Origin of the sequence: Methylocella silvestris (assembly GCF_002891535.1) — a bacterium.
In the GTDB taxonomy this organism is placed as follows: domain Bacteria; phylum Pseudomonadota; class Alphaproteobacteria; order Rhizobiales; family Beijerinckiaceae; genus Methylocapsa; species Methylocapsa silvestris_A.
Genome location: NZ_PDZR01000019.1, coordinates 44,849 through 69,708 on the forward strand (window position 1 = coordinate 44,849; position 24,860 = coordinate 69,708).

Sequence of the window (24,860 nt, forward strand, 5' to 3'; positions counted from 1 at the left end):
CAGCGCCGGGCGGCCGCCGTCCCGATTTGTGCTGGCGCGGGCGCGCTCCTATAAAGGGCGGTCTTGAAATATGCACAAATGAGGTTTCATGCCGTGGATCAGTGATGGCGGTGGCGGCGGTTCCTGGAAACCCAGCGGACCGTGGGGACAAAAACCAAGTTCCCCGCAGCAGCCGGATTTCGAGGATTTGCTGCGGCGCGGACAGGAGCGGATCAAAAGCTGGATGCCCGGCTCCGGCGGCGGCTTTGCCGGCGGGCGCGGCATTCTCGCCTTGGCGCTGATCGGCATTGGCGTCTGGCTCTTGTCCGGCTTCTATACGGTTGCCCCGAGTGAAGTCGGCCTCAACAAGATCTTCGGCCGATATACCGGCAAGACCGGGCCAGGCCTTAATTATAATCTGCCGTTTCCGATCGGCGAAGTCGAAAAGCTGCCCGTCACCACGCGCAGCACCATCAATGTCGGCTTCACCTACCGGCCCGACATGCGCACCTCGGTCGATCTCCCGGAGGAGAGCCTGATGCTGACGGGCGACGAAAACATCGCCGACGTCAAATTCGTCGTGATCTGGCAGATCGATCCGGTGCGGCCTGAGGATTACGCCTTCAACATCGCAAACCAAAAGGAAACGGTGAAGGCCGTCGCCGAGAGCGCGATGCGCGAAGTCATCGGCCGCAGCCAGATCCAGCGCATTCTGACCGCCGAGCGGAAAGTCATCGAGCCCGCCGTGCAGGAGCTCATGCAGCGGATTTTGAACCAATATAAAGCCGGCGTGCTCGTCCTGCAGGTGCAGTTGCAGTCGGTCGATCCGCCGGAGCAGGTCATTGCCGCCTTTCGCGACGTGACCGCCGCGCAGCAGGATCAAAACCGCATGCGCAACGAGGCCGAAGCCTACGCCAATCGCGTGGTGCCGGAGGCGCGCGGCAAGGCCGCGGCGACCATTCAGGAAGCCGAAGGCTACCGGCTGCAGACCGTCGCCGAGGCGACCGGCCAGGCGGCGCGATTCGACAAAATCTACGATGAATACAAAAAGGCGCCAGGGGTGACTCGCGAACGCATGTATCTCGAGACCATGGAGCGCGTGTTTGGCGGCATGGATAAGGTCATCGTCGATCAGGACGGGGACCGCTCCGGCGTCGTCCCCTATTTGCCCCTGAGCGCGCTCACAGGCAAGGCGACCGAGGGAGCGCATAAATGAAAAGCGTTTCCGCCCTCGCGATCATCGCCGCCGCCGTCATCCTGCTCGTCCTTGCGACCGGCTCCCTCTTCACCGTGCAGCAGACGCAGCAGGCTCTGGTGCTGCGCTTTGGCGAGCCGGTCGCCGGCCGCGGCCTCGTGACCAAGCCGGGTCTGCACTTCAAAATTCCGTTCATCGAGAACGTCGTTTACCTCGACAATCGCATCCTCGATCTTGAAGCGCCGAAGCAGGAGGTTCTCGCCTCCGACAATACGCGCATCGAGGTCGATTCCTTCCTGCGCTACCGCATCGTCGATCCGCTGAAATTCTACCAGACGGTCGGCACCATCGAGCGCGCCAACAGCCAGCTCGGCTTCGTTCTGAATTCGGCGGTCCGCCGCGTACTCGGCGAAGCCAATCTTACCCAGATCGTGCGCGACGACCGCGCCAGTCTGATGGCGCGGATCAGGGATCAGGTCGAAGCCGAAGGCTCCCGGCTCGGCATCGTCGCGGTCGACGTCCGCATCCGCCGCGCCGATCTGCCAAGGCAGATTTCGGAGCGGGTTTACAGCCGGATGCAGACCGAGCGCGCCCGGGAGGCGGCGGAGTTCCGCGCGCAGGGCTCGGAGCAGGCGCAGAAGATCGTCGCCGGCGCCGACCGAAACGTCGTCGTGCTGAAGGGCGAGGCGCAGCGGCAGGCCGACCAGACGCGCGGTGAGGGCGACGCCGAACGCAACCGCATCTTCGCCGCATCCTTCGGCAAGGACCCGGACTTTTTCGCCTTCTTCCGCTCCATGCAGGCCTATGAGAACGGGCTGCAATCGAGCGATACGCGGATGGTCATCAGCCCGAAATCGGAGTTCTTCCGGTTCTTCGGCTCTCCATCGGGCGCACGGGCGGAGGCCCCCGCCCCTCTCGCCAAGGAGCCGGCGGCAGCGCCGGCCGCGAGCCCCTGAACCCCAACAATTTTGGACCAGATCGGTCCAAAATCTCAAAAGCAATTGATCTTTGGCGCTGGAAGAACACCGCAGCGTTTTCTACAGGGTGTGGCGACCATTTGACGGCTTGAGCGGTCGCGATGCTTTGTCCGCCGCGCCATGGCGCCCGTCGCAAGTTCAGCGTAAAGGCAGGACAAACCTGCAATATGCTGATCTTGCGGCTTGGGTACGGCTGTCGGGCTCCCTGCCTCACGAAGTTTTGCTGGATTTCGACGCCCCTTTCCGCTCCATTGCGTCAAACCGCGGATATACCGGGCATATTCGTCGACAGGACGACCGCTTCGCCCGGAACAGGCGCGCTGCATCACACGAAGGAGAAACCGCCCATGGGCCTGTTCAAGACTGCGAGGCGCGACGCCACGGCGTTTGCCGCCGGCGGGTCCGGTCCGCATATCAGCGCCTGCTCCATGCTCGCCATGGCGGCCGTTCTCATATTCGGAGCTGCGGCCATCGCGCCCGTGCTCGGCCCGCAGCCAGCCTTCGCGAAGGGACCGGATTCCCTCGCTGACCTCGCCGCCGACGTAAGCGACGCCGTCGTCAACATCTCGGCGACGCAGACGATGGACGAAAAGCGCCCGGGCGGCGCGCCGCAGCTAGAGCCCGGCACACCCTTTGACGATCTGTTCGAGGAGTTTTTCCGCCGCCGCCAGCAAGGGCAAGGCGGTCCCGATCAGCCCGCGCCCCGCGCGCCGCGCGAGCGCAAGTCGAATTCGCTCGGCTCCGGCTTCGTCGTCGATCCGTCGGGAATTATCATCACCAACAATCACGTCATCGCCGACGCCAATGACGTCACGGTAATTTTTACCGATGGGCAGAAACTGAAGGCTGAAGTCCTCGGCAAGGATTCGAAAGTCGACGTCGCCGTCCTGAAAGTGAAGCCCGACAAGCCGCTCAAGGCTGTGAAATTCGGCGACAGCGACAAGATGCGCGTCGGCGACTGGGTCATTGCCGTCGGCAATCCGTTCGGCCTTGGCGGCACCGTCACCGCCGGGATCATCTCCGCCCTGAAGCGGAATATCGATTCCGGCCCCTATGACAATTATTTCCAGACCGACGCTGCGATCAACAAGGGCAATTCGGGCGGTCCGCTGTTCAACATGGCCGGCGAGGTCGTCGGCATCAACACCGCGATTCTGTCGCCCTCGGGCGGATCGATCGGCATCGGCTTCTCGACGCCGGCGGCGACCGTGACGCCGGTCATCGACCAGCTGCAGAAATTCGGCGAGACGCGCCGCGGCTGGCTCGGCGTGCGCATCCAGAACGTCGACGACACGATCGCCGAAACGCTCAACCTTGGCGCGGTGCGCGGCGCGCTGGTCGCCGGAACAGACGACAAGGGACCGGCCAAGGCGGCCGGCATCGAGGCCGGCGACGTCATCTTGAAATTTGACGGCGTCCCGATCAAGGAATCCCACGATCTGCCCAAGATCGTCGCCTCCGCGCCGGTCGGCAAGGATGTCGAAGTGGTGCTGCTGCGGCAGGGCAAGGAGATCACCAAGACGATCAAGCTTGGCCGCCTCGAGGACAATGAGAAACAGAAGGCCGCGCTGACCGTCAAACCCGGCGATGACGACAAGCCTCCGGCGGCGAACGCCTCGGTGGAGCGCGCGCTCGGCATGGCGTTCTCGGGCCTTAGCGAGAGCGCGCGGCGGAAATATTCGATCAAGCAGAGCGTCGCCGCCGGCGTTATTGTGACCGACGTCGAGCCAGAGTCGGGCGCCGCGGAAAAGCACATCCAGCCCGGCGACGTGATCATGGAGATCAATCAGGAGCCGGTGAAGGAGCCGGCCGATGTCGCCAAGAAAGTCGCGAAGCTGAAGGACGACGGAAAGAAGTCGGCGCTGCTTCTCGTCGCCAACGGCCAGGGGGAAATGCGCTTTGTCGCGCTCCCCTTTCCGTGAAAAGCCGCGGTCGCGGCGCGCGCAATAAGGTTTCGCCCTTGCCCGCCGGAAATGAGGTGGCTATAAGACCTCAGCCAAAGCGGCCGGCGTCAATCGTACGCCATGTCGGAGTGTAGCGCAGCCTGGTAGCGCACCTCGTTCGGGACGAGGGGGTCGGAGGTTCGAATCCTCTCACTCCGACCACTGCCTTAAAGGCCTCGCACATACTTTTCATCCTGGCCGGCCGCCGCGGCAAATTCTGCCGTCAGGTCGACGGGGCTGGGAGGAAGCGGTGCAATGGATTCGGTTCGAGGCCCGTCTCGAGCAAAGCGTCGAGGAAGCCTTTGACGCTTGGAAGGCGCGTTTGCCCACGCATGATGCGAAAGAGACGGAACAACGGCAACTTGTCGAAGGGCCCAAATCCCAGAAGGCGGTCGCTAAATTGGTCGACCGTCGCTTCATCGACTACCTTATCGAAACCGGCATTCCCTTTGAGCGTCCTTAAGCTGACGTAGCGTTCGGCGCTAGCGCAATTAGGGCAATTCGTCGCGTCTTGATCCATTCGGCGGCGGCCCTCCTCCGCAGATGCTACGGCCGCGAGATGAACAAGGCAGAATTATTGGATCGATTGTCAGGGGTGCTCGATGCGCTCGCGCAAAGCGAGGAGCTCGTCGCTAATCAACGGCACATCGTCCATTTATTCGAACGCCAGCGCCAGAACGCCATACAAGCGAAAGAGATGCTCGACCAGTTCGAGGAGATCCTGGCGGCGCAAATTGCCAAGCGGGACCGATTGCTCAAGGAGCTGTCAGAACTTCCCGGCTAGAGCATCCACCCGAAAGGCTGAAGGCTTTTGTGCCAAGCGGAGCCGTCGAGACAACAGCGCCGCCGCGACTACGCTGGGAATTAGCGTCTTGCTAGCGCGAACCCCAGGATCAGGCCGACGCCCATCGCCGCCGCCAACGCCATCATCGGCTGGTTCGACGTAAAGCTCCTGGCCTCGCTCACAGCCGTTCCATACGCCTTCTCGACTTGATCAAGACCCTTGTCCACGGTTCCATGCGCCTGCCGCAGCGTGTCGTCCGCGAAGTCTCCAAGCGCGCCATTAATCTTCTCGCCAACATCGCTCGCGGCGTCAGAAAAACTCTGATTATTCATCATTTTGCTCCGTTTCAAAGTATCTTGCCGCGCGCATGCGGCCCGCCCGGCGAGATCATATAACTTGCGGCGACAGCGCGAAGACCTTGCACAGACGATTCATTGCCCGCGAACGTCATGCTTCTTTGGAAGTTCCGCGTGGCGCCCGCCGGAACGCCAATTCATCGGATCGTCGCTCCGACATGATCGTGGATCAATTGATCGGGGATCATCGTGGTCTGGCGCGGCGCGGCGATGGCGCACCCACAGCGCGATAGAACATTGCTTTAACGAGTTCAACAAGCGCCAGATAGGCAAGCGTCGCGCCGATCAGATAGGCGAAGAACAACGGCGGCGGCGTGACGAAGCCGAACCAATGCCCTATGGGCGACAGCGGCAGTCCGATCGCCACGGCGACGACGCCCAACGCCATCGCAATGAGAAAGCCGTTCGGCCGGCTCCGAAAGAACAATCGCCGCGTGCGGATGGCGAACACGACCAGCACCTGCGTCGCCAGGGATTCCATGAACCAGCCGGTCTGAAAGAGCGATTCGCCAGCGCCGAACACCGCGATCAACGCGTAGAAGGTGAGAAAATCGAAGATCGAGCTGACCGGCCCGAACACCAGCATGAAACGCTCGATAAAGCCGATATCCCATTTCACCGGCAAGGCGATGGCCTCCGGATCCACCCCGTCGAACGGGATCGCGATCTCGGACACGTCATAGAGCAAATTGTTGAGCAGGATCTGGATCGGCAGCATCGGCAGGAACGGAAGGAAAAGGGACGCGCCGGCCATGCTGAACATATTGCCGAAGTTCGAACTCGACGCCATCAGGACGTATTTCGAAACGTTCTGCACTGTTTGACGGCCGCCGACGACCGCCTCGCGCACGACTGACAGATCATGTTCGAGCAAAATCAGATCGGCGGCTGCGCGCGCGACGTCGGCGGCGCCATCGACCGAGATCCCGACATCGGCGGCATGCAGCGCCGGCGCGTCGTTGATGCCGTCGCCCATGAAGCCGACGATATAGCCGAGCCGCTTCAGCGCCAGCAGGATGCGGAGCTTCTGCTGCGGGTTGACGCGGCAAAACAAATTGATCTGCGGCAACTGGCCGAGCAGCGCCTCGTCCGAAAGATGCGTCATCGCGTCTCCGGTCAGAACGCCTGTAACCGGCACGCCGATTTCGCTGAAGACGTGGCGGCTCACAATTTCATTGTCGCCGGTCAGCACCTTCACCGCGACGCCCGCATCCGCCATGGCCTGGATCGTCGCGCCGGCGCTCGCCTTTGGCGGATCGAGGAAAACGGCGAAGCCGGCGAACACAAGATTGCATTCATCGACGATCGCGGCCGCCGGGCAGACGTCGTCGACGGCATGGCTCGCGACGCCAAGCGCGCGGAAGCCCTGCGCGCCGATTTTCTCGAGCGTGGCCTCGAATGCGCGGCGCGTCTCGGGATCGAGGGCCTGCTCCTCGCCGTTCGCAGCTTCATAGCGCACGGACAGGCGCAGCAGATCCTCGGGGGCGCCCTTGACGATGAGACGCCGCTTCCCCTCGTGAGCGGCCAGCACCGAGACGCGCCGCCGTTCGAAATCGAAGGGGACTTCGTCGATCTTGGTCCAGCCCGCCATATCGAAAGGATGAGCGGCGAGGATCGCCTCATCGAGCGGGCTTTTCATGCCGGTCTCGAAACGGCTGTTGATGAAGGCGTAAGCGAAAGCGGAAGCGCTTTCCGCGCCGCGCCCGTCGATCACATGCACGAGCTTGATCGAAGCCTCGGTCAACGTGCCCGTCTTGTCGGTGCACAGCATGTCCATGGCGCCAAGATCGTGGATGGCGGAGAGGCGCTTGACGATCACCTTGCGCTTTGACAACGCCATCGCCGAGCGGGCCAGCGTGACCGTCACGATCATCGGCAGCAATTCGGGCGTCAGACCGACGGCAAGCGCCAGCGCGAACAGCAGCGATTCCAGCAAGGGACGATGAAACGAAATGTTGACGACCAGAACGAAGACCACCATCAGCAGCGTCAGGCGCATGATCAGCATGCCGAAGCGGCCAATGCCGACCGTGAAAGCTGTGGCTGGCGGCTTTTCGGCAAGGCTCGTCGCGAGATGGCCAAGCGCCGTCAGCGCCCCGGTGCGGCAGATGACGATCGTGGCGGAGCCGCTGATGACCGAGGTCCCGGCGAAGACGGCGTTCACGGCTCCGGCGGGATTCTCGGCGCCTGAGGCTGTCTCGGTCGCCTGTTTCTCCGCCGGATAGGGCTCGCCCGTCAGAAGCGCCTGATTGATGAAGAGATCGCGGCTTTCAAGCAGTCGCGAATCCGCCGGAACGAGATCTCCGGCGATCAATTCGACGACGTCGCCGGGCACCACCGTGTCGATCGGAACGCAGAGGATTGCGCCATCGCGCCGGACGCTCGCTTTGACCGCCACTGACCGGCGGAGCGCTTCGACCGCATCCTGCGCGCGGACCTCCTGGATAAAATCAAGCGTCATGCTCAGCATGACGATGGCTCCCACGATGGCGAAGCTCACGATGTCGCCGGTCGCCGCGGACAATCCGCTCGCCGCGAGCAGGATGATGACCAGCGGGTTGCGGAAGCGCGACAGAAACTGCAGCCAAAGCGGGGACCGCTTAACGGCGGCGGCGTTATTGGGACCGAAGGCCGCGAGCCGCGCCTGAGCCTCCGCCGCACTCAGGCCGGCCGGGGTCGTCGACAGGCGGACGAGCAGCTGGGCGGTCGGCGCCTTCCAGATATCTTCGGCGCCGATTTCGTCGGATTTCAAGCCGGGCGATGCTTCGCTGCGTCCTTGCATCAAATTCATCGCAGGTTTCCTGGTGCAGCCCGCGTGGGAAACGAAGTCTGACCGTGACCGGATCGAAACCCATGTGGTCTTGCGCTGCAGCGTGGCATTTCGCTTTGACCACGATCAATTCTCAAAATGCGCTCCGCGCTCGATCCATCCATACTGGTGAGACTGGCGCATCCGCGCGAAAGGAAGATGAAGGATGTTTGATGCAATCCTGATCGAGCAGGAGGAAGACCGCAGCAAGGCGAGCCTGACGCGGCTCGACGAAAGCCGGCTGCCGGACGGCGATGTGATAGTGCGCGTCAGCCATTCGACTCTCAACTACAAGGACGGGCTGGCGATCACGGGACGGGGCCCGATCGTGCGATCGTTTCCGCTTGTGCCGGGCATCGACTTCGCCGGCGTCGTCGAGGATAGTCGCGACGCGCGGTTCAAACCCGGCGACTGTGTTCTGCTTAACGGCTTCGGCGTCGGCGAATCGCATTGGGGCGGGCTTGCAGGGCGCGCCCGCGTCAGCGCCGATTGGCTGATTGGGCTCCCCGAGGGTTTGAGCGCAGCCCGCGCGATGGCGCTCGGCACAGCGGGCTACACCGCGATGCTGTGCGTCATGGCGCTTGAGCGACAGGGCGTTACGCCCCGCGCCGGCGAGATCATTGTGACCGGAGCGGGCGGCGGCGTCGGCGGCATTGCGATCCAGATCCTCGACCGTCTAGGCTACCGCATCGTCGCCTCGACCGGCCGGCCGCAGGAGGCCGACTATCTGCGCGCGCTCGGCGCTGACGAAATCATTGATCGCGCCACGCTCTCGGCGCCTGGCAAACCGCTCGCCAAGGCGCGCTGGGCCGGCGCGGTCGACAGCCTCGGCAGCCATACGCTCGCCAATGTTTGCGCAGCGATGAAGGAAAATGGCGTGGTCGCCGCCTGCGGCCTCGCGCAGGGCATGGATTTTCCCGCGTCCGTCGCCCCCTTCATTCTGCGCGGCGTCACGCTCATCGGCATTAATTCGGTATACCGATCGATCGCCGACCGCGTCGAGGCGTGGAGCCGGCTCGCGCGGGAAATTGACGTCGCGAAGCTCGACGCGATGACGACAACCATTGGCCTAAAGGACGTCATCGCAGCCGCAGGCGACCTCATTGACGGCAAAATCCGCGGCCGTATCGTCGTCGCGATCGCAGACGCGACATGAGGACGCCCCGCCTGCAAAAGAGGCTCAGGGCTCCTGCTGCAGATCGAAGGTGATTTCAGCCGCGAAGGAGCGCTGCGCGCCCTCCGGGGGCCTCGGGAAGGGCGAGGCTCTTGCGACCAGCGCGAGGCTCTCGATGTCGAGGTCCGAATCGCCGCTTGAGCGCAGCAACGACACATTGGCGAGTTCACCCGACTCCTCGAGCGTGAAGGAGACCACTGCGCTGCCACGCGCGCCGCGCTCGCGCGCCGCCGGCGGATATTGCTTGGCGCGCTCCAGCAGGCCGAACACAATGACCTTATAGCTCATCGGCTCGTCGCCGCTCTCGGTCGGCAGAGGCACGGCGACGGCCCGGAAAATCGGCGGGCCGTTGTCGAAAGGCAGCTGCACGCCCTGCCCGCTCTTCGAGGCGCCGAGCCCGGCTGATTGCAGCGGCGCGCTCTGGCGATTGGCGCTCGCGGCCGCCGCCTCTCGGGCTGCAGCGCTCTTGGCCGCCGCCGCCGCGGCTTTCTTTTCCGCCCGTTCGGCGCGTTTTTGCTCGGCGCTCGCCTGCTCGGCCTGTCTCGCCTGCGCCTTTGCGGCTTTCGCCTGTTCGGCCTTTTCGGCCGCAGCCTGCGCGGCAGCGGATTTTTCCTCCGCAGCCCTGGCTGCGGCGGCCTTGGCCTCGGCAGCTTTCGCCTCGGCCGCCTTCATTTGCGCAGCCTTGGCTTCTTCGGCCTTCGCCGCCTCGGCTTTCGCTGCTTCAGCCCTGGCCGCCTCAGCCTTGGCTGCTTCAGCCTTCGCTGCTTCAGCTTTAGCCGCCTCAGCCTTGGTCGCCTCAGCCTTGGCCTGAGCCGCTTTCGCCGCCTCGGCTTTCGCCTCGCTCGCTGCAGCGGCGTCCTGCGCGGCCTTGGCTTCAGCGGCCTCTGCCGCTTTTGCGGCTTGATCGGCCTGTTGCTTCGCCTGCGTCGCCTTGGCCTGTTCCGCAGCCTTGGCCTGCTCGGCAGCCTTGGCCGCGGCCTGCCTCGCCTGTTCTTCCGCGGCCTTGGCTTCGGCCTGCTTGCTTGCAGCCTGCCGGTCCGCAGATTGCTTCACAGCGGCTTCTTTCGCCGGGTCGGGCTTTGGCTGTTCTATGACGACTTCGATCGGCGTTTCCTTTGACGACTCAGGCGGTCTGTCCCAGGGACTTGCCCAGAGAAAAGCCAGTAGCAGACAGGCATGCGCCGCAAGCGACGCGACCAGCACGAAGATCACGCCCCTCTCAAAGAAGCCGCCCGATCGACCAGCTACCAGCCTGTCATCCACGCTGACGGCAATTTCCGATCCCGCGCTGGTCTCTCCGGCGTCGTCAAAATCCTCGCGCGCCGCAAAATTCAACTCGGCGCCGTCAAACGCCGTCGTCGGGAAATCGGGCGGAAAATCGTCATATTGCGCTACGCCATCGAGACTCATGGCCGCGCCGGCCGCAAAGCCGCGTGCGGCGCCTTTGGCATAGGCTCGAGGCGACGCCGAATGCATCATCCGCTCAATCTTCCCGTCCGGAGCCGCTGATGAGGGTCCGGTCCTGCGGCGGCAGCGCTGACGTCCATGCGAGGCGCAGGGCGAGGCTGGCGAATTCCGCAATCAACTCAAATGTGTAGAACAAATTTTGCGGCGCCGAAACGGCGCCGCGGACACAGTTCGCCAAAAAGCGGTCTCGTCACTCGCGAGTTGGCGCAATAAGGTCCGCAATAGGGGCGGATTTTTGAAGGCTCAATATGCCGGATGGCCGGCCCTGAGGGAGTTTTGCGCGCTTTCGACGATGACGAGCGCCGCCTTGAAGGCTGCTTCGACGTCGAGCTTGGTCGTGTCGAGCACCACGGCGTCCGCGGCCGGCCTGAGGGGCGCCGCCGCGCGGCTGGAATCGCGCAGATCGCGTTTGCGGATATCCTCAAGCACGGCGCCGTAATCGACCTTTTCGCCGCGTCCGCGCAATTCCAGCGCGCGTCGCGTCGCGCGCGCTTCGTCGCTCGCAGTGACGAAGATCTTGCAAGCGGCGTCGGGGCAGATGACCGTGCCGATATCGCGCCCGTCAAGCAGGGCGCCGCCCTGACGGCCGGCGAAACGGCGCTGCATGTCGACAAGGGCGGCGCGCACCTCCGGGATCGCGGCGACGACGGAGGCCGCCTCCGCCATGTCGCGGCTGCGCAGCCCAGCCTCGTCGAAATCCGTCAGCGCGAGGCTCCGCGCGGCGGAAACCGCCGCCGCGCGATCGGAAAGATCATGGCCGTGATCGAGCAGCGCGCGCGCCGTCGCCCTGTACAACAGGCCGGTGTCGAGATGCGGCAGACCGAAATGGGTCGCGAGCCGTCGCGCCAAGGTGCCTTTGCCGGACGCCGCCGGCCCGTCGATGGCGATAATCATGAAAAACGCGCTCCGAGGCTCTCCATCTGCGCCCGAAAATCCGGAAAGCTGGTTGCAATCATGCCGACGTCGTCGATGACGACGGGCTTTTGCGTAGCGAGACCGAGCACGAGAAAGCTCATTGCGATGCGATGATCGAGATGGGTGGCGACAAGGCCGCCGCCGGAAACCTCCTCGCGGCCTTCGACGATGAGATCATCGCCGATGATCTGTGGATTGACGCCGCAGGCGCGAAGACCGGCGGCCACGGCTTCAAGGCGATCCGATTCCTTGACCCGCAATTCGCTCAATCCCCGCATGCGCGTCTGTCCGCGCGCGAATGCGGCGGCGACGGCGAGAATGGGATATTCATCGATCATGCTCGGCGCGCGGGCGGCCGGAACATCGACGCCTTTTAGCGCGGCGCCCCTGACGTGAAGATCGGCGACCTCCTCGCCGCCTTCCTCGCGGCGGTCGATGATCTCGATATCGGCCCCCATTTCGAGCAGCGTCGTCAGCAAGCCGGTGCGCAGGGGATTCATCATCATCGATTCGATGATGATGTCGGAGTTTTCGACGATCGTCGCGGCGACAAGCGCGAAAGCCGCCGAGGATGGATCGCCCGGGACCGCGACCGGCGCGGGCTTGAGCTCCGGCCTGCCCTGCAGGGTGATCTTGCGCCCACTCTCGCCGAACGGCTCGACCTTTATCGCCGCGCCAAAATAGCGCAGCATCTTCTCGGTATGGTCGCGGCTCGCCTCAGGTTCGATCACCGAGGTCTCGCCCGGAGAATTGAGGCCGGCGAGCAGCACCGCCGATTTGATCTGCGCCGAAGCGACAGGGGACTTATAGGCGATCGGGATCGGCTCGGCCGTCCCCTTGAGGACAATCGGGCAGCGCCCGCCTTCGGCCTGTGACAGGGTTTGCGCCCCCATCATCATAAGCGGGTCAAGCACGCGCCGCATTGGCCGCTTGCGCAGCGAGGCATCGCCATCGAGCATCGCGGTAATGGGATGACCGGCGACAACGCCCATCATCAGGCGCATTCCGGTGCCGGAATTGCCGAAGTCGAGCGTCCCTTCGGGCTGGAGCAGCGAGCCGACGCCGCAGCCTTCCACGCGCCAGCGTCCCGGCGCCAGTCTTTCGACGCGCGCGCCCAGGGCGCGGCAGACTTTCGCCGTGTCGATCACATCCTCGCCTTCGAGCAGACCGGTAATCTCGGTCGTCCCGACGCTGAGCAGACCCAGAATCAGGGCGCGATGCGAGATGGATTTGTCGCCCGGCGGCTTGATCCGTCCGGCAAGCGGCCCGCTTCGTTCCGCCGTCAGCCGGCCTGTCGCAACCTCCATAAAATCCTCTTTCACCGCAACCCAAACCCGGAGACGGCGCCCCCCGAGAAAGGCCCGCCATTGCGGCGCTGGTTAGCATGGCGCCGGACGCCTTGTCATCAAAGGCCGCAGGGCAAGCTCAACTTCCATTTGACATGCGCGCCCGCGAACACTAACCGGACCGACAAGTTGCGAGGGGCCTTTTGAAGTCCCTTCCCTGCAAGAGGTAAGTCCGTGGCCAAACCAGAACTCGGCAACAAGCGTCAATGCCAGAATTGCGGCACGCGCTTTTTCGATTTGAATAAGAATCCGATTGTCTGCCCGAAGTGCGGAACCGTTTTCCAGGGCGCGCCGCTCTCGCGCGCGGCGCAAAGGGCCGCCGCCGCCGATGACGATGAAGAAGCGGCCCCTGCGGAACTTGTCTCGCTGGAGGAGGCGGACGCGGAAGCCGACGCCGACAAGCTCGTCGTCGCGGTCGACGAGGACGTCGAAATCGAAGTCGCCGATGATCCTTTCCTCGAGGAAGAGGAAGACGGCGACGATGTCGGCGATCTGATCGACGGCGATCGGGAGGACGACGAGGAGCCCTGATCCTGGGGCCATGATCTTTCGGCTTGTGCGCCTTTAGGGATGCGGCTATACAGCGGCCCTTCCCGCCGCGCGAAAGATGCGGCGGCGCGGCGCGACGCCGCGTTCGTCATCCAGCCCAACCGGATGACGCGGAAAGCACGAAAGCGATGGGGCCATAGCTCAGTTGGGAGAGCGCTTCAATGGCATTGAAGAGGTCGTCGGTTCGATTCCGTCTGGCTCCACCAAATCCGCTTTCTGGTTGAATTTTTTGATTAAATCGAGATATCGAGGCGGCTCCGGTCGGAAAGCGAATAGCGCCGGCCGGGCGATGCCGCCGATGCGCCCTTCGAGCGCGCCACGAACCCAATTTATTTTCGGGGATTAAGGGCTTTCGGCGCAACCGAAGTCCGGGCAAGCCCGTGCGATTTTGACTTTATCAATATAAAATTATATATAGCTTGCGCGGGTCGTTATTCCCCGCTGCGGGAGTGAAATGCCGTCCCCCGATCCGTCGAACCCTGTCGCATTCTTCACAGCGCTTCGGCGCGGCTTCAGCGAACGGCTGACGCGGCCGCGCGTCAGGGAGGTGGTCGTCGATCGGCTGCTCGAAGACTGTTTTGCGGCGCTCGATCAAAGCTGCGGCGATGTGTCGGGGCTCGCCTGCCGGCGCGGCTGTGCGACCTGTTGCGCTGTCCGCGTCGTCGCGACCGCCCCCGAAATTCTGCTGATCGCACGGGCCATCAAATCGCAGCGCAGGAAAACCGCCGAAGACTTCGGCCGCAGGATCGCCGCGGCGACGCGCGCGACGCGCCAGATCGACGAGTTGAAGCGGATGGCGCTTGCCGCGCCCTGCCCCTTCGTCGGTGAAAATATCTGCCTCGTCTACGCGATCCGGCCGCTCGCCTGCCGCAGCCATGTTTCTTTCAATGAAGCGGCCTGCCTCGATGCGCTCGCGGGCCTGCCCGTCGAAATTCCGGTCTCCTCAATCCATCTGACCGCGAGAAGCCTGATCCAGAACGCGTTGCAGGCCGCGCTGCGCGACACAGGCTATGGATGGGGAGTTTACGAATTAAACCAGGGACTGAGGATCGCGCTCAAGGATCATAGCGCGGAACGGGCTTGGCTCGACGGCCGTGACGTGTTTCGCAGCGCGCAGATAAACGACGTCAGCGAGCAGGAAATGGCGCAAGCCTTCGACGCAATCAAAGCGCTAGGCGGTTGACGGCGATGCGACCGATGAGCGCTGGCCGCGTCGCCCTACGCTCGCGGCCGCGGGTCAGCACGGCGCGATCGGCCAAAGCCAGGCGGCGCCGCGAACGCCGCTCGAATCGCCATGGACGGCGCGACGCGTCTCCGTCGCGATGCGATCGGAAAAAGCATAGCGCCCCATCAACTCCGGCAGTCCGATATAAAGCGAATCGATGTTGGAGAGGCCGCCGCCGAAGGCGATGACATCCGGATCGACGATATTGATGAGCCCGGCGAGGCCGCGCGCGAGACGATCGCGATAGAGCGCGAGCGAACGTCCCGCTTCGGCCTCTCCCGCGGCCGCCGCAGCCGCGATTTCACGAGCCGTCAAGGCCGCGCCGGTACGGGCAAAATGATCGCGGGCGAATCCCGGGCCGGACAAAAAGGTCTCGATGCAACCGGATTTGCCGCAATAGCAGAGCGGCCCCGGACGTTCATCGTCGCGCGCGAAGGGCAGCGGATTATGGCCCCACTCGCCAGCGATCCTGTTGCGCCCCGACACCAGCCTGCCGTCGACGACAAGGCCGCCGCCAACGCCGGTGCCGAGAATCACGCCGAAAACAACGCTTGCTCCAGCCCCGGCGCCGTCCGAGGCCTCCGACAGCGCGAAACAATTGGCGTCATTCTCGATTTTGATGGGCCGCCCAAGCTTTGCCGCGAGATCACGATCGAGCGCTTTGCCATTTAGAACCGTGCTGTTGGCGTTTTTGACGAGGCCGCTTGCGGGGGAGATGGCGCCCGGCGCCGCGACGCCGACGCTGCCTTTGCGGCCGATCTTGGCCTCGACGAAAGCCACGAGCTCCGCAATGACGTCGAGCGTCCCGGCATAGTCGCCTGTCGGCGTCGGCCGACGTTTGCGGATCAGTTCAGAACCCACGTCGTCGAGCGCCAAGACCTCGATCTTCGTGCCGCCAAGGTCAATTCCGATGCGCATGCAGGACGCCAGTTTGCCGGATGTTCAATCGCGTTCTGTCTTTATCGGACGCAAAAAGAAAAGGCCGGCAACATGCCGGCCCTCCACGGTAAATTCTTCCCGCCTCAATGCCCGCCGCCGTCGGCGTTCCGGCTCGCCTCAAACAAGAACCATGTACGGCGTTCGGATTCATCGATGTAGATTTCGAGAATGCTGGTCGTCGCCGAATCCTTGTGATCATCGGCGACCTCATGGGCGGCGCGAAGGGCGGCGGTGAAGCCTTTGTTGTCGGCGACGAGTTCGTCGAGCATATCAGCGGGCGATACGAAGGCGCTGTCATTGTCCTTGATGCGGGAGAGCTTGCCGATCTCGCCAATCGAATGGATCGCCGCCCGGCCGAGCTTGCGCGCCCGCTCCGCAAGCGGATCGATCGCCGCGAAAATCTGCTCGCCCTGCTCATCGAGCAGGAGGTGATAATCGCGGAAATGCGGCCCGCTCATGTGCCAATGAAAATTCTTCGTCTTGACGTAAAGGGCGAAGGCGTCCGCCGTCAGTTTGTTGAGTTCGGCGGCGATCGCGGCGGTTGCGTTGTCGCCGAGGTCGGACGGCGTATGCAGCGCGGTGATGTTGGTGTCGTCAGCGCGAAGCGCTTTGCTGGAAGGCGCCATTCTTTAAGATCTCCAAATCGACCCCGGACGCACCGGAAGTCCCGCGCCAAAACGCCGCCGGGCCTTCAACCGTTCCCGGCGGCGCCGCTGGCGTCAGCTGTGCGCGGCTAGAGACGCCGCCGTCGCGTCGATGTGAGCGACCAGCGCAGGATCAAGCGCCAGAGCGGCGGCAAGCGACTTCAGAAAATCCAGCTCCTGCGGGCTGCGCGCGACAATATGAGCGGCGGCATAAACCTGCAGCGCCAGCTCTTTCGACGAGCCGACCGCGGCGGCGATGTCCGTCGCGCTCGCCGGATTTGCGATTTCATGATCGAGAAATTCAGCCGCCGCCTCATCGACCCCAGCGCCCTTGATCTGGCCGATGATCTGCGCGCGTTGAGCTTGGTCGACATTGCCGTCGGCGGCGGCCGTCGCAACCAGCGTGCGCACCAGCAGCAACGCAGTTTCATTGGTATGGGCGTCGGCCGAGAAGGGCGTCTCCTGCGGCGGCGCTGTCAATTGCTCAAGGCCGGGAACCCCCTGCGTCAGCGGTTTTCCGTCCTGATAGTTGCGGAACGCCTTGTAGGCGAGGCCCCCGATCGCCGCGAGGCCGCCGACCCTGGCGAGGCCGCCGGTCGTCGCCCGGCCGCCCGGCGTGCCGATCAACAGCGCGGCGAGGCCGCCGAGGGTCGCCAGAGTGCCGACCGGATTCTGCTCGACGAGCTCCTTCGCCTTGCCGATATAGTCGGCAGCCTGGGTGCCCTTGAACTGCTCCTGAGCCTGTCCAAGCACATTGGACAGCGTCGCCGCTGTTTGATTGGCGGCGTTGGTGGTGGCGTCCTTTGCGGCTGCGGCCGCATCGCCGACGGCAGCCTTGCCGCGCTCGATCGTGTCGTTGACGCTTGCCGCGGCGGCGTCCCCGCCAGCTCCGAGCCTGCCGCCCGCGATCAGGTCCAAAAGCTGCTTTGCGTCGAACATGCGTTTTCTCCCAATTGCGGCGCGACTTCGAACTATTTCGTCCGATCGCTTTCACCGCTTCAAAAAGATAGAAATCGTCTGCGGATTTTACCTTGCGGATTTTATCGATCGACTGTGACAAGCCGATTGGCGTGAGCCGGGCTTTTCCGCTCGACCGACAGTCCGGCCCTGCGCCTGCGGCGAGATTAGCCCTAAGCGGCAAGCCGTCAATTCCAATTCACGTGTTCGGACCGCGATCCGGCCGGCTTCCAGTAAAGGTCAAGATGATGGGAGCTATGGCGGCAGGAATTTAAGGACAGATTTTACGTGAGCTGGAACAAAACCGGCGGCGAAGCATTAGACAGGGTTGGAGGCGCGCCTTCATGGCGGCGTCGCCAACCGTGAAAGCCCATCAAAGCAGGGCGCCTGAAGGAAATCTGGTCATTGGAGCCGCGGTCATGAACAGTTTTCATGTCATCGCCGGGCACGGCGAAACCAACGTCTATCCCAGCGTCCGAAAGATCGGTTTTTCCGATCTCCGGGCCGCGCTCGCAGCGGGGTTCGACGATTTTCGCGCCATGCCGTCGCATCTTCTTTTCCTTGCGGTCGTCTACATCATAATCGGGGCTTTTCTCTATCCGTCGACCTCCGGCGAAAACGCCGCGCCTCTTTTGTTTCCCGTCCTTGCCGGCTATGCGCTGATCGGTCCTTTCGTGGCCATCGGGCTTTATGAGGTCAGCCGCCGCCGCGAACAGGGACTTCCCCATTCATGGCGCAACGCCTTCGACGTTCTGCGCTCCCCCGCCATTCCGTCGATCCTTGCCGTCGGCTTGCTGCTCATGATCATATTTCTGCTGTGGCTTGCGACGGCGCAAGCGCTCTATCAGGCCCAGTTCGGCGTCTGGGCGCCGCAGTCTTATAGGCACTTTATCAATCAGCTCATCTCGACTCCCGCGGGACACAGGCTGATCGCGCTTGGCGTCTCGATCGGCTTCGTCTATGCCGTCGCCACTTTCAGCATCGGCGTCATTTCGTTTCCCCTGATGCTCGATCGGGACGTCGGCGCGGCGATCGCCGTCTACACCTCGATCAAGGCCGTTCTAATATCCCCCGTGGTCATGGCCGCATGGGGGTTGATCGTCGCGGCCTCAATCGTGATCGGGGTCGCCACCTTGTTTGTCGGCCTCGCGATCCTGACGCCCATCCTCGGCCACGCAACCTGGCATCTTTATCGCCGCGTCATCCTTCCCGATTAAGATCGATCCGGCTCGCCCAATTTTGCGGCAAGAATTCGGAGGAGGCATTCGTCCTCCTGGCGGGCGCTTTTTGTGCGCCGGAACCTGATCTCTTCGCAACGCGGTATGGTAATATGTCCTTCATCCGCCGGATTGGCCGCAACGCCGCCGCGCCTTTCAAGTCAAACTGGAGACGCAATATGCAGGGGCTGACCCCCGAAGGCCAAAGGCTCATTGACGACATCGCCCTCAGGCATGGCTTCAGCAGCGACGCCGCCTCATCGCTGTTTCATGCTCTTGCGCTCGGAAATGGCGTTCAGGCCCAGTTCAATCATCCCGAATTCGGCGGCATGGGACAATGGTCGCAGGGCGGAATGATCATGATCGGCGACATGTTCAACCAGAATCTGAAGTGGCGCGTCAGCGCGCTCTGCGACGATCTCGCCGGCCTTTTGCGCACAGATGGCGTTTTCAACCGTCAACCGCCGCCCTCAACCTCCTGGCAGGGGCAGAGCTACAATGTGTCGGGAGCCAGCGTCAGCCTGTTCGCGCAAGGCTTTGGCGGCGGCTGGTGGCCGGCCGAACTCGGTCAGCCCTCCTCCTCCGGCAGTCAGAACGACCTTCAATACGCGTTTTTCCCGGGAGCGCGCCGCCTCGCCATCCGCAAGGGCGAGCGCATCACGATCTATGATTCCGGCGATCACAATATTTCGGGCGTGTCGCAACAACAGGGCGGCGATCAGACTTTGACGTTCAGCAGTCAATATGGCGTCGTGCGGCTGGGCGACCTCAACATCATCGGGCAGCCTGACGCCGCGCCATGGCCCGCGCCGGCTTCGGCGCCGCAGGAGCGGGCGCCAAACGCGCAAATTCTGACGCCCGTCGATCCGCAGATGAGTTTCGCCGTCGCCCCGCAGGCAAAGGAAAGCCACGCGCCGCAGTTCGCCGAAAGCGACGTGTTCGCCACGCTCGAAAAGCTCGCCGCCCTGCGCGAGAAAAAGATTATCAGCGACGATGAATTCGCGGCGAAAAAATCGGAGCTGCTGGCCCGGCTCTAGAAAGCGCGAAGGGACGGCGGCGGCGAAGCCGTCGCCCGCCCCGGCTTGGTCCGCCTGCCTCAGGAGCTCATTTCGATAACGTCGCGAAGTTTCGGATAGATCTCATTATTCCAGCGCCGGCCGCTGAAAGTGCCGTAATGGCCGACGCCGGTCTGGACGTGGTGCGATTTCTTATATTGCCTGAGGCCGGAGCAGAGATCCTGCGCGGCCAGCGTCTGGCCGAGCCCGCAAATATCGTCGCGCTCGCCCTCAATGGTGAGCAGCGCCGTCTTGCGGATCGCCTTCGGCCTCACCACACGTCCATGCACTTCCAGCTTGCCGAGGGGGAGCAGATGGTCCTGAAACACGGTCTTGACCGTCGGGATGTAGAATTCCGCCGGCAAGTCCATGATCGCGAAATATTCGGCGTAAAAATCCTTGATGAATTTAAACTTCGGCATGTCGTTTTCGGAATAGGCTTTCGCCATATCCTTGAATGACTGCATATGGCGCTCTGGATTCATGCTCACGAACGCCGTCAGCTGCATGAAGCCCGGATAGACCTTGCGCCCCGCGCCGGCGAATTTTTTCGGCACGGCGGCGAGGAGATTGCGCTCGAACCATTCGATCGGCTTTGTCTTTGCGAGATCGTTGACCTTGGTCGGATTGACCCTTGTGTCGATCGGCCCGGCCATCAGCGTCATGCTCGCCGGCTGCGCGGGATCATCGTTTTCGGCCATGATCGAGGCGGCGGCGAGCACGGCGACGCAGGGCTGGCAGACGGCGACGACATGCGATTTCGGGCCCATCGCGCGCAGGAAATCGATCACGTGATCGACGTAAGTGTCGAAGCTGAACTCGCCCTCGGCGAGCGGAATATCCCGGACATTGCGCCAATCGGTGATGTAGACGTCGTGATGCTGCAGCATCGTCTTCACCGTGGCTTTGAGCAGGGTCGCGAAATGACCCGACATCGGCGCGACGATCAGCACGCGCGGCTGCTGCGCGCTGGTCTCCTTCCTGAACCGAAGCAGCGTCGCGAAAGGCGTTGAGGCGACGACCTCCTCGGTCACCGGGACAATCTCGTTGCCGTCAGTCACTTCCGTGATGTCGAAAGGCAGACGCTCATGGGTGATGGCGAGATTGGCGAAGGTTTCAAGCATTCCCGCCAATTTGCGGGTCGACAGCATTTCGCCGAACACGGGCCAGGGCTGCCCCAGCGCCGTCACTGCCGCGGAGGCGAGGGGCCGGCAAAAATCGAGCACATTGGCCTGTGCGCCATAGGCTTCATAAATCATTGATCCGCACCCGATCTCAAGAAAACTCATTAGGAAAGGTCAGTCTTTTTAGGCGGTCGGCACGCTATATGCTGCATTCGCGCGGTCGAGGCCACGGCTTTTGCCCAGGCCCGGCGGGAAAACGAGGCGCAGCTTCGATCCAGGGCTTGAAGAGGTGTGCATTGAGCGAGGCCATTCTGACCATCAGCAGCAAGAACTATTCCTCATGGTCCTTGCGAGGTTGGCTGATGACGAAATTTTCCGGTCTGCCCTTCGAGGAAAAGGCGGTGTCGATCGATGATCCTGCCATGCGGGCGGAGCTTTTGCTCCTGTCGTCGTCCTTCCTGATCCCAAACCTTCAGCATAATGGCCTGAAGATCTGGGATACGTTGGCGATCGGCGAATATCTCAATGAAATCAGGCCGGAGGCCTCGCTTCTTCCGGCCGATCTCGAAAAGCGGACACGCTGCCGGTCGATCAGCGGCGAGATGCACTCGGGCTTCGGGCCGATGCGCTCCGCGTTGCCGATGAACCTCAAAGGCGATTTTCCGAATTTCAAGGTCTGGGCGCGCGCGCAGGCCGACATCGACCGCATCACCACGATCTGGCGGGAGCATCTCGATCTCTACGGCGGCCCGTTCCTGCTGGGCGAGCGCTCGCTGGCGGACGCCATGTACGCGCCCGTCGTGACGCGACTGCGCACCTACCACGTCCCCGTCGACGCCAAATGCGGCGCCTACTGCGACGCCATCATGGCGATGCCGGAAATGGCGGAATGGACGGAAGCGGCGAAAACCGAGCCTGAGGATATGGAGGAGCTCGAGGTCGAGTTCTAGCCGCTGTTAGTAGTCCGCACAGTGAGCAGAAGGGGTCAAAGGCTCCGTTGCGAGCAAAGCGTTTCGCGCAGCGAGCGCGATGGCAAGTCGGGGGCGAATGGAAGCGGGAGCCGTTTCGTCGTCCGGCAGGCGCAGGACACGGGGCGTCAAGAACCGCCCGGAACCCATGCTTTGAGGAAGCTTCGAATTGCACTAATTCTAGACTTAAAGATCATGAATTGTGCACTTTATGCGCGCAGAGCGAGTCGTTCTTTCTGCGCAACTCGGCACCCTACGAGGCGTGGAGTGTCTCCCCAAGGCTAAGGCTGGCTGTTTTGTCCTTTCCGCGCTGCAAACGGCGAAATTCTGTTGCAGGCGCTCGCGCCGCATCGCAGCGTGGGGCGAAAATGGCCGGAAGCCGGGCGGCGCAGCGCAATTGTCACGTTTTTCGCTTGTCGAAAGGGTCTGGAGGCGACCGTCCGATCGAGAGCCTCTTATTGCGCCGCAAAAGGTTTGCAGCGCCGAACAGCATAGATCGCCGCCCGGCGCCACGACAGGACCGGTTCGTGTTTAAGGAGATAGAATTATGAGCGTCGTCGATCTCAAGAAGCCTTCGGCGGATCAGGCCGAGACGAAATTCTCGATTGTGAAGGCCGAAGAAAATGAGTTTCATGGCGAAGGCCTGCGCGGCTTCTTCGAATATCGCGATCTCGGCATCGCCGACGCCACCAATGGCAAGGTGATCGCACATCTGGTGCGCGCGAAAAAGCCGCCGACGGATGGCACCGGCTGGCATCGCCATATCGCCGACTTTCAGATCGTGCTCATGACCAAAGGCTGGGCCCGCTTCATGTATGAAGACAAGGAAACCCTGGTCAAAGCCGGCGACTGTATCCACCAGCGTCCAGGCATCACTCATTATCTGTTCGACTACTCGCCGGACATGGAATACCTCGAAATCGTCGGGCCGGCCGATTTCGGCACGGTCGACGCCCCGCCGCCTGCCGGCGCGACGGTGCCGCCGATCACGCCCTGGAAATAGGCGAGCCGTATCGCGCGCCTTCGACCCGCTTCATGCCGCGGGCCGGCCCCTCCAAAAGCTTGAGTATCTTGTCGATCGGATGATTCAATCTGATCGGCTTTTGCTTCAGGCGCGCTGAAACGGATAGATCGAGCCAAGTCCGAGCAGGCCCGATAATTCGTCGAGCGCCGTCCGGCCTTCCTCGAGCAGAGCGGGGTCGCCGAGATCGGCGCACGTCAGCCGGTCGCGATAATGGCGGCCGACCCAAACCTCGAGCCGCGCCAGCAGGGTCTCGTCAAGCAGAACCTTGCCCTGCACTGCCGCGCGCTCCGCCGCCGTCAGCGCGATGCGAAGCCGCAGACAGGCCGGGCCGCCGCCATTCCACATGCTCTGCCTCAGATCGACGAAGACCAGTTCGTCGATCGGCGTCGTCCCGCGCTCGACCAATCCCTGCGCGAAGGCGAGAGCTGCGGGCGACGACTTCACGTCTTCCGGCAGGATCAGCGCCATTGATCCAGGCTTTCCCGGCCGGGAAACCAGCTGGCTGTTGAACAAATAGCTGCGCACCGCCTCGGTCAGCGGCACGTCAGCCTCGCGCGCGATTATCTGAAAGGCGCCGAAGGGACAGGCCGAAGCGATCACCGCGAAGGCCGCCTCGCCCGCTTCGAAGGCGCGTTCATGCGCGAGCAGCAGAGGTCCGTTCGCCACCGCGACGACATCATTATGAAAAGCGCCGGCGTCGACCGCCTCCCGCGACTGGCGCAAAAACAGCGCCTTGCCTTCACCGAGCCCATGGAGCCGGGCGACCGCCTGCGAGGCCTCAAGGGCCTGCCTTGGCTCAAATCCGCCATCCGTCGCGGTCGCGTCGAAGGCCGAGCGCCCGTAGACGAAAATCTCGACGCCGGGCGCGCCATGATTCGGCGCGAGCCGCATATGATTGGCCGCGCCCTCATCGCCGAATTTGCCGGATTGCGGCAGGAAGTCGTGCACAGCAAAATGAGCCGGATCGGCGAAAATCGCGCGCAACAGGAGCAATGAAAACCCCGCCTCGATCGACCGATGAAGCTTCGCCCCAAGATTGGCCGGCGTGATATGGACGCGTCCATCCGCCGTATCGGCGCTCGGCGAGACTGTCGCCGCATTGGCCGCCCACATCGCGGAGGCCGAGGAGAGATTGGCGAGAAGCGTCGGATCGGCCTTGAAGGCGGCTTCCACGATTGCGGCGTCGGCTCCGGAAAAACCAAGGCGGCGCAACGCCCAGATATGCGGACGCTCATGCGGCGGCAAAATGCCCTGGGGGACGCCAAGCCGCATCATCAGCCGCATCTTGGCGAGGCCCTGCAGCGCGGCCGCCCGCGGATTCGAGACGCGCCCCTTGCTGGCGATGGACGCGACATTGCCCTGCGACAGCCCGCCAAAATTATGCGTCGGGCCGACGAGCCCGTCGAAATTGATCTCCTCAGCCACCGAGGGCGCGGATCGTGGGGGCGTAGATCCCGGCGGAGGCGTCATGCCTGCGCGTCGACGCGGCCGGCAGGCTCCTCGGCCGTGACGAGCGCATCGAGCCGCGCCCGCGGCGCGCCTTTGAGCGCGTCGATGTCGATCGAGACGATCAGCTGCTCGCCATTGTCGCGACCCGACGCGACTGTTGGCGCATCGAGCAAGGCTTCGATTTCGTCGAGCTGGCGGCCCCGCGGAATATAAAAAAAATCGCAGCAGCACAGGCGATCGGACGTTTCCCCCGGCCGCGCGGCGCAATAGCCGCAAAGCTCCATGAGAAGCCGCGAATCCTCCGTCAGAGGCTCGAAGCCGGCTTTCAGCACCGAGGCGCGAGAGCCGAGATTTTGCGGCGTGATCGCCGTCAAAATCCGCGCATCCTGATGGATCAGCGCCGTTGCGGCGGCGATGCGGGCGCGCACGAAAAGCTTCTGCAGACCGAAGCCGCGAAATTCGGCAGCGACATAGCAGCTTCCCATTTCGATCAGCACCGGCGGCGAGCCGCTGAGGACAAAGGCGCCGGCGACGCCGATCAGCCGACCCTCACTCCGGGCAAGGCAAAAAATCCCCGCCTCGATAGAGCTGCGGTAGTCGGAGTCCGGTCGAGGCAGCAGCTTGTCGTCGCCGGAGGCGCGCAGAAAAGCGAGGATCTCCGCAGCATCGTTCAAGTGCGCCGTCATGATCGTCGCCGTCAAACCCATGGAAGTCCTTCGCCCGAGTTGAAACCCCCGCTTCCCGAATCGAATGCGATGCTGACT

General features: G+C 63.2%; 24 protein-coding genes and 2 tRNA genes. 13 read left to right on the top strand and 13 right to left on the bottom strand.

The features are described from left to right. Window positions 1–88: 88 nt before the first annotated feature. The 4 genes from hflK to CR492_RS15145 all read left to right on the top strand — a co-directional run bounded on the left by hflK (window position 89) and on the right by CR492_RS15145 (window position 4,256). Window positions 89–1,195, top strand: coding sequence for an FtsH protease activity modulator HflK (gene hflK / locus CR492_RS15130; protein ID WP_102844565.1), 1,107 nt, complete (start codon window positions 89–91; stop codon window positions 1,193–1,195). Next, window positions 1,192–2,130 (top strand): protease modulator HflC, encoded by a 939-nt coding sequence (gene hflC, locus CR492_RS15135; protein ID WP_102844566.1) that lies wholly within the window; start codon window positions 1,192–1,194, stop codon window positions 2,128–2,130. Before hflK ends, hflC begins: the two co-directional genes overlap by 4 nt. Before the next feature lie 368 nt (window positions 2,131–2,498). Next, window positions 2,499–4,073, top strand: coding sequence for a Do family serine endopeptidase (locus tag CR492_RS15140; RefSeq protein WP_102844602.1), 1,575 nt, complete (start codon window positions 2,499–2,501; stop codon window positions 4,071–4,073). A 106-nt stretch (window positions 4,074–4,179) separates the two neighbouring features. After that, window positions 4,180–4,256: transfer RNA gene (locus CR492_RS15145), tRNA-Pro, on the top strand. Window positions 4,257–4,317: 61 nt separating this feature from the next. Here CR492_RS15145 and CR492_RS20550 read toward each other — a convergent pair. After that, window positions 4,318–4,614 carry a hypothetical protein gene (locus CR492_RS20550; protein WP_146030290.1) on the bottom strand — a complete coding sequence of 99 codons (297 nt, stop codon included), beginning with the start codon at window positions 4,612–4,614 and terminating at the stop codon, window positions 4,318–4,320. A gap of 39 nt (window positions 4,615–4,653) precedes the next feature. On the opposite strand from CR492_RS20550, the gene CR492_RS15155 reads away from it, so the two are divergent. Further along, a complete protein-coding gene (locus CR492_RS15155) occupies window positions 4,654–4,878 on the top strand; it encodes a hypothetical protein (RefSeq protein WP_146030291.1) in 225 nt (74 codons plus the stop codon). Window positions 4,879–4,958: 80 nt separating this feature from the next. Here CR492_RS15155 and CR492_RS15160 read toward each other — a convergent pair whose 3' ends face one another. Together CR492_RS15160 and mgtA are read right to left on the bottom strand one after the other, a co-directional pair. Continuing rightward, window positions 4,959–5,210, bottom strand: coding sequence for a hypothetical protein (locus CR492_RS15160; RefSeq protein WP_180982568.1), 252 nt, complete (start codon window positions 5,208–5,210; stop codon window positions 4,959–4,961). A 208-nt stretch (window positions 5,211–5,418) separates the two neighbouring features. Continuing rightward, complete coding sequence (mgtA, locus tag CR492_RS15165; RefSeq protein WP_102844570.1) at window positions 5,419–8,025, bottom strand: magnesium-translocating P-type ATPase; 2,607 nt, start codon at window positions 8,023–8,025, stop codon at window positions 5,419–5,421. Window positions 8,026–8,209: 184 nt separating this feature from the next. On the opposite strand from mgtA, the gene CR492_RS15170 reads away from it, so the two are divergent. Continuing rightward, entirely contained in the window at window positions 8,210–9,199 is a 990-nt protein-coding gene (locus CR492_RS15170) for an MDR family oxidoreductase (protein ID WP_102844571.1), read from the top strand. 24 nt (window positions 9,200–9,223) lie between these two features. Here CR492_RS15170 and CR492_RS15175 read toward each other — a convergent pair whose 3' ends face one another. From CR492_RS15175 to aroA, 4 genes are all read right to left on the bottom strand, one after another. After that, window positions 9,224–10,696: an energy transducer TonB gene (locus tag CR492_RS15175; RefSeq protein ID WP_102844572.1), complete on the bottom strand. Its 1,473-nt coding sequence runs from the start codon at window positions 10,694–10,696 to the stop codon at window positions 9,224–9,226. 4 nt (window positions 10,697–10,700) lie between these two features. Then, entirely contained in the window at window positions 10,701–10,862 is a 162-nt protein-coding gene (locus CR492_RS20850; protein WP_180982569.1) for a hypothetical protein, read from the bottom strand. Window positions 10,863–10,927: 65 nt separating this feature from the next. After that, window positions 10,928–11,578 (bottom strand): (d)CMP kinase, encoded by a 651-nt coding sequence (gene cmk, locus CR492_RS15180; protein WP_102844573.1) that lies wholly within the window; start codon window positions 11,576–11,578, stop codon window positions 10,928–10,930. Next, entirely contained in the window at window positions 11,575–12,906 is a 1,332-nt protein-coding gene (gene aroA, locus CR492_RS15185; protein ID WP_102844574.1) for a 3-phosphoshikimate 1-carboxyvinyltransferase, read from the bottom strand. Before aroA ends, cmk begins: the two co-directional genes overlap by 4 nt. A gap of 213 nt (window positions 12,907–13,119) precedes the next feature. Here aroA and CR492_RS15190 point away from each other — a divergent pair, with 213 nt between their 5' ends. The 3 genes from CR492_RS15190 (at window position 13,120) to CR492_RS15200 (ending at window position 14,677) form a co-directional block, all read left to right on the top strand. Next, window positions 13,120–13,476 carry a TIGR02300 family protein gene (locus CR492_RS15190; RefSeq protein ID WP_102844575.1) on the top strand — a complete coding sequence of 119 codons (357 nt, stop codon included), beginning with the start codon at window positions 13,120–13,122 and terminating at the stop codon, window positions 13,474–13,476. A gap of 148 nt (window positions 13,477–13,624) precedes the next feature. After that, a tRNA-Ala gene (locus CR492_RS15195) sits at window positions 13,625–13,700 on the top strand. Window positions 13,701–13,948: 248 nt separating this feature from the next. After that, window positions 13,949–14,677 carry a YkgJ family cysteine cluster protein gene (locus CR492_RS15200; RefSeq protein WP_102844576.1) on the top strand — a complete coding sequence of 243 codons (729 nt, stop codon included), beginning with the start codon at window positions 13,949–13,951 and terminating at the stop codon, window positions 14,675–14,677. 54 nt (window positions 14,678–14,731) lie between these two features. Here the strand turns inward: CR492_RS15200 and CR492_RS15205 are convergent, their stop codons facing one another. The 3 genes from CR492_RS15205 to CR492_RS15215 form a co-directional block, all read right to left on the bottom strand. After that, window positions 14,732–15,637, bottom strand: coding sequence for an ROK family protein (locus CR492_RS15205; protein ID WP_102844577.1), 906 nt, complete (start codon window positions 15,635–15,637; stop codon window positions 14,732–14,734). A gap of 104 nt (window positions 15,638–15,741) precedes the next feature. Then, complete coding sequence (locus CR492_RS15210) at window positions 15,742–16,284, bottom strand: Dps family protein (RefSeq protein ID WP_102844578.1); 543 nt, start codon at window positions 16,282–16,284, stop codon at window positions 15,742–15,744. Between the two features lie 93 nt (window positions 16,285–16,377). After that, complete coding sequence (locus tag CR492_RS15215) at window positions 16,378–17,241, bottom strand: tellurite resistance TerB family protein (RefSeq protein WP_102844579.1); 864 nt, start codon at window positions 17,239–17,241, stop codon at window positions 16,378–16,380. A 437-nt stretch (window positions 17,242–17,678) separates the two neighbouring features. Between CR492_RS15215 and CR492_RS15220 the strand changes: the two genes are divergently transcribed. Together CR492_RS15220 and CR492_RS15225 are read left to right on the top strand one after the other, a co-directional pair. Further along, entirely contained in the window at window positions 17,679–18,476 is a 798-nt protein-coding gene (locus CR492_RS15220; protein ID WP_102844603.1) for a DUF2189 domain-containing protein, read from the top strand. Between the two features lie 113 nt (window positions 18,477–18,589). Next, on the top strand, window positions 18,590–19,513 hold the full coding sequence (locus CR492_RS15225) for an SHOCT domain-containing protein (RefSeq protein WP_348626723.1): 924 nt from the start codon (window positions 18,590–18,592) through the stop codon (window positions 19,511–19,513). A 59-nt stretch (window positions 19,514–19,572) separates the two neighbouring features. On the opposite strand, the gene CR492_RS15230 is transcribed toward CR492_RS15225, so the two are convergent. Continuing rightward, a complete protein-coding gene (locus CR492_RS15230; protein ID WP_180982570.1) occupies window positions 19,573–20,790 on the bottom strand; it encodes a polyhydroxyalkanoate depolymerase in 1,218 nt (405 codons plus the stop codon). Between the two features lie 161 nt (window positions 20,791–20,951). Here CR492_RS15230 and CR492_RS15235 point away from each other — a divergent pair, with 161 nt between their 5' ends. Beyond that, window positions 20,952–21,605 (top strand): glutathione S-transferase, encoded by a 654-nt coding sequence (locus CR492_RS15235; protein ID WP_102844580.1) that lies wholly within the window; start codon window positions 20,952–20,954, stop codon window positions 21,603–21,605. Window positions 21,606–22,170: 565 nt separating this feature from the next. After that, window positions 22,171–22,626, top strand: a complete 456-nt coding sequence (locus CR492_RS15240) for a cupin domain-containing protein (RefSeq protein WP_102844581.1) — start codon at window positions 22,171–22,173, stop codon at window positions 22,624–22,626. A gap of 105 nt (window positions 22,627–22,731) precedes the next feature. On the opposite strand, the gene astB is transcribed toward CR492_RS15240, so the two are convergent. Further along, complete coding sequence (gene astB / locus CR492_RS15245; RefSeq protein ID WP_245412101.1) at window positions 22,732–24,072, bottom strand: N-succinylarginine dihydrolase; 1,341 nt, start codon at window positions 24,070–24,072, stop codon at window positions 22,732–22,734. 41 nt (window positions 24,073–24,113) lie between these two features. After that, on the bottom strand, window positions 24,114–24,803 hold the full coding sequence (locus tag CR492_RS15250; RefSeq protein WP_102844583.1) for a GNAT family N-acetyltransferase: 690 nt from the start codon (window positions 24,801–24,803) through the stop codon (window positions 24,114–24,116). Window positions 24,804–24,860 lie beyond the last annotated feature (57 nt).

Excerpts from the sequence above, each read along its gene's own strand:
- aroA (WP_102844574.1), bottom strand. The coding sequence starts at position 12,906 with ATGGAGGTTGCGACAGGCCGGCTGACGGCGGAACGAAGCGGGCCGCTT.
- mgtA (WP_102844570.1), bottom strand. The coding sequence starts at position 8,025 with ATGAATTTGATGCAAGGACGCAGCGAAGCATCGCCCGGCTTGAAATCC.
- CR492_RS15215 (WP_102844579.1), bottom strand. The coding sequence starts at position 17,241 with ATGTTCGACGCAAAGCAGCTTTTGGACCTGATCGCGGGCGGCAGGCTC.
- CR492_RS15160 (WP_180982568.1), bottom strand. The coding sequence starts at position 5,210 with ATGAATAATCAGAGTTTTTCTGACGCCGCGAGCGATGTTGGCGAGAAG.
- CR492_RS15205 (WP_102844577.1), bottom strand. The coding sequence starts at position 15,637 with ATGCGCATCGGAATTGACCTTGGCGGCACGAAGATCGAGGTCTTGGCG.
- hflC (WP_102844566.1), top strand. The coding sequence starts at position 1,192 with ATGAAAAGCGTTTCCGCCCTCGCGATCATCGCCGCCGCCGTCATCCTG.
- CR492_RS15250 (WP_102844583.1), bottom strand. The coding sequence starts at position 24,803 with ATGGGTTTGACGGCGACGATCATGACGGCGCACTTGAACGATGCTGCG.
- CR492_RS15155 (WP_146030291.1), top strand. The coding sequence starts at position 4,654 with ATGAACAAGGCAGAATTATTGGATCGATTGTCAGGGGTGCTCGATGCG.
- CR492_RS15220 (WP_102844603.1), top strand. The coding sequence starts at position 17,679 with ATGAACAGTTTTCATGTCATCGCCGGGCACGGCGAAACCAACGTCTAT.
- CR492_RS15210 (WP_102844578.1), bottom strand. The coding sequence starts at position 16,284 with ATGGCGCCTTCCAGCAAAGCGCTTCGCGCTGACGACACCAACATCACC.
- CR492_RS15225 (WP_348626723.1), top strand. The coding sequence starts at position 18,590 with ATGTCCTTCATCCGCCGGATTGGCCGCAACGCCGCCGCGCCTTTCAAG.
- CR492_RS15170 (WP_102844571.1), top strand. The coding sequence starts at position 8,210 with ATGTTTGATGCAATCCTGATCGAGCAGGAGGAAGACCGCAGCAAGGCG.
- cmk (WP_102844573.1), bottom strand. The coding sequence starts at position 11,578 with ATGATTATCGCCATCGACGGGCCGGCGGCGTCCGGCAAAGGCACCTTG.
- CR492_RS15200 (WP_102844576.1), top strand. The coding sequence starts at position 13,949 with ATGCCGTCCCCCGATCCGTCGAACCCTGTCGCATTCTTCACAGCGCTT.
- CR492_RS15140 (WP_102844602.1), top strand. The coding sequence starts at position 2,499 with ATGGGCCTGTTCAAGACTGCGAGGCGCGACGCCACGGCGTTTGCCGCC.
- CR492_RS15240 (WP_102844581.1), top strand. The coding sequence starts at position 22,171 with ATGAGCGTCGTCGATCTCAAGAAGCCTTCGGCGGATCAGGCCGAGACG.
- CR492_RS20550 (WP_146030290.1), bottom strand. The coding sequence starts at position 4,614 with ATGGATCAAGACGCGACGAATTGCCCTAATTGCGCTAGCGCCGAACGC.
- CR492_RS15175 (WP_102844572.1), bottom strand. The coding sequence starts at position 10,696 with ATGATGCATTCGGCGTCGCCTCGAGCCTATGCCAAAGGCGCCGCACGC.
- CR492_RS15230 (WP_180982570.1), bottom strand. The coding sequence starts at position 20,790 with ATGATTTATGAAGCCTATGGCGCACAGGCCAATGTGCTCGATTTTTGC.
- hflK (WP_102844565.1), top strand. The coding sequence starts at position 89 with ATGCCGTGGATCAGTGATGGCGGTGGCGGCGGTTCCTGGAAACCCAGC.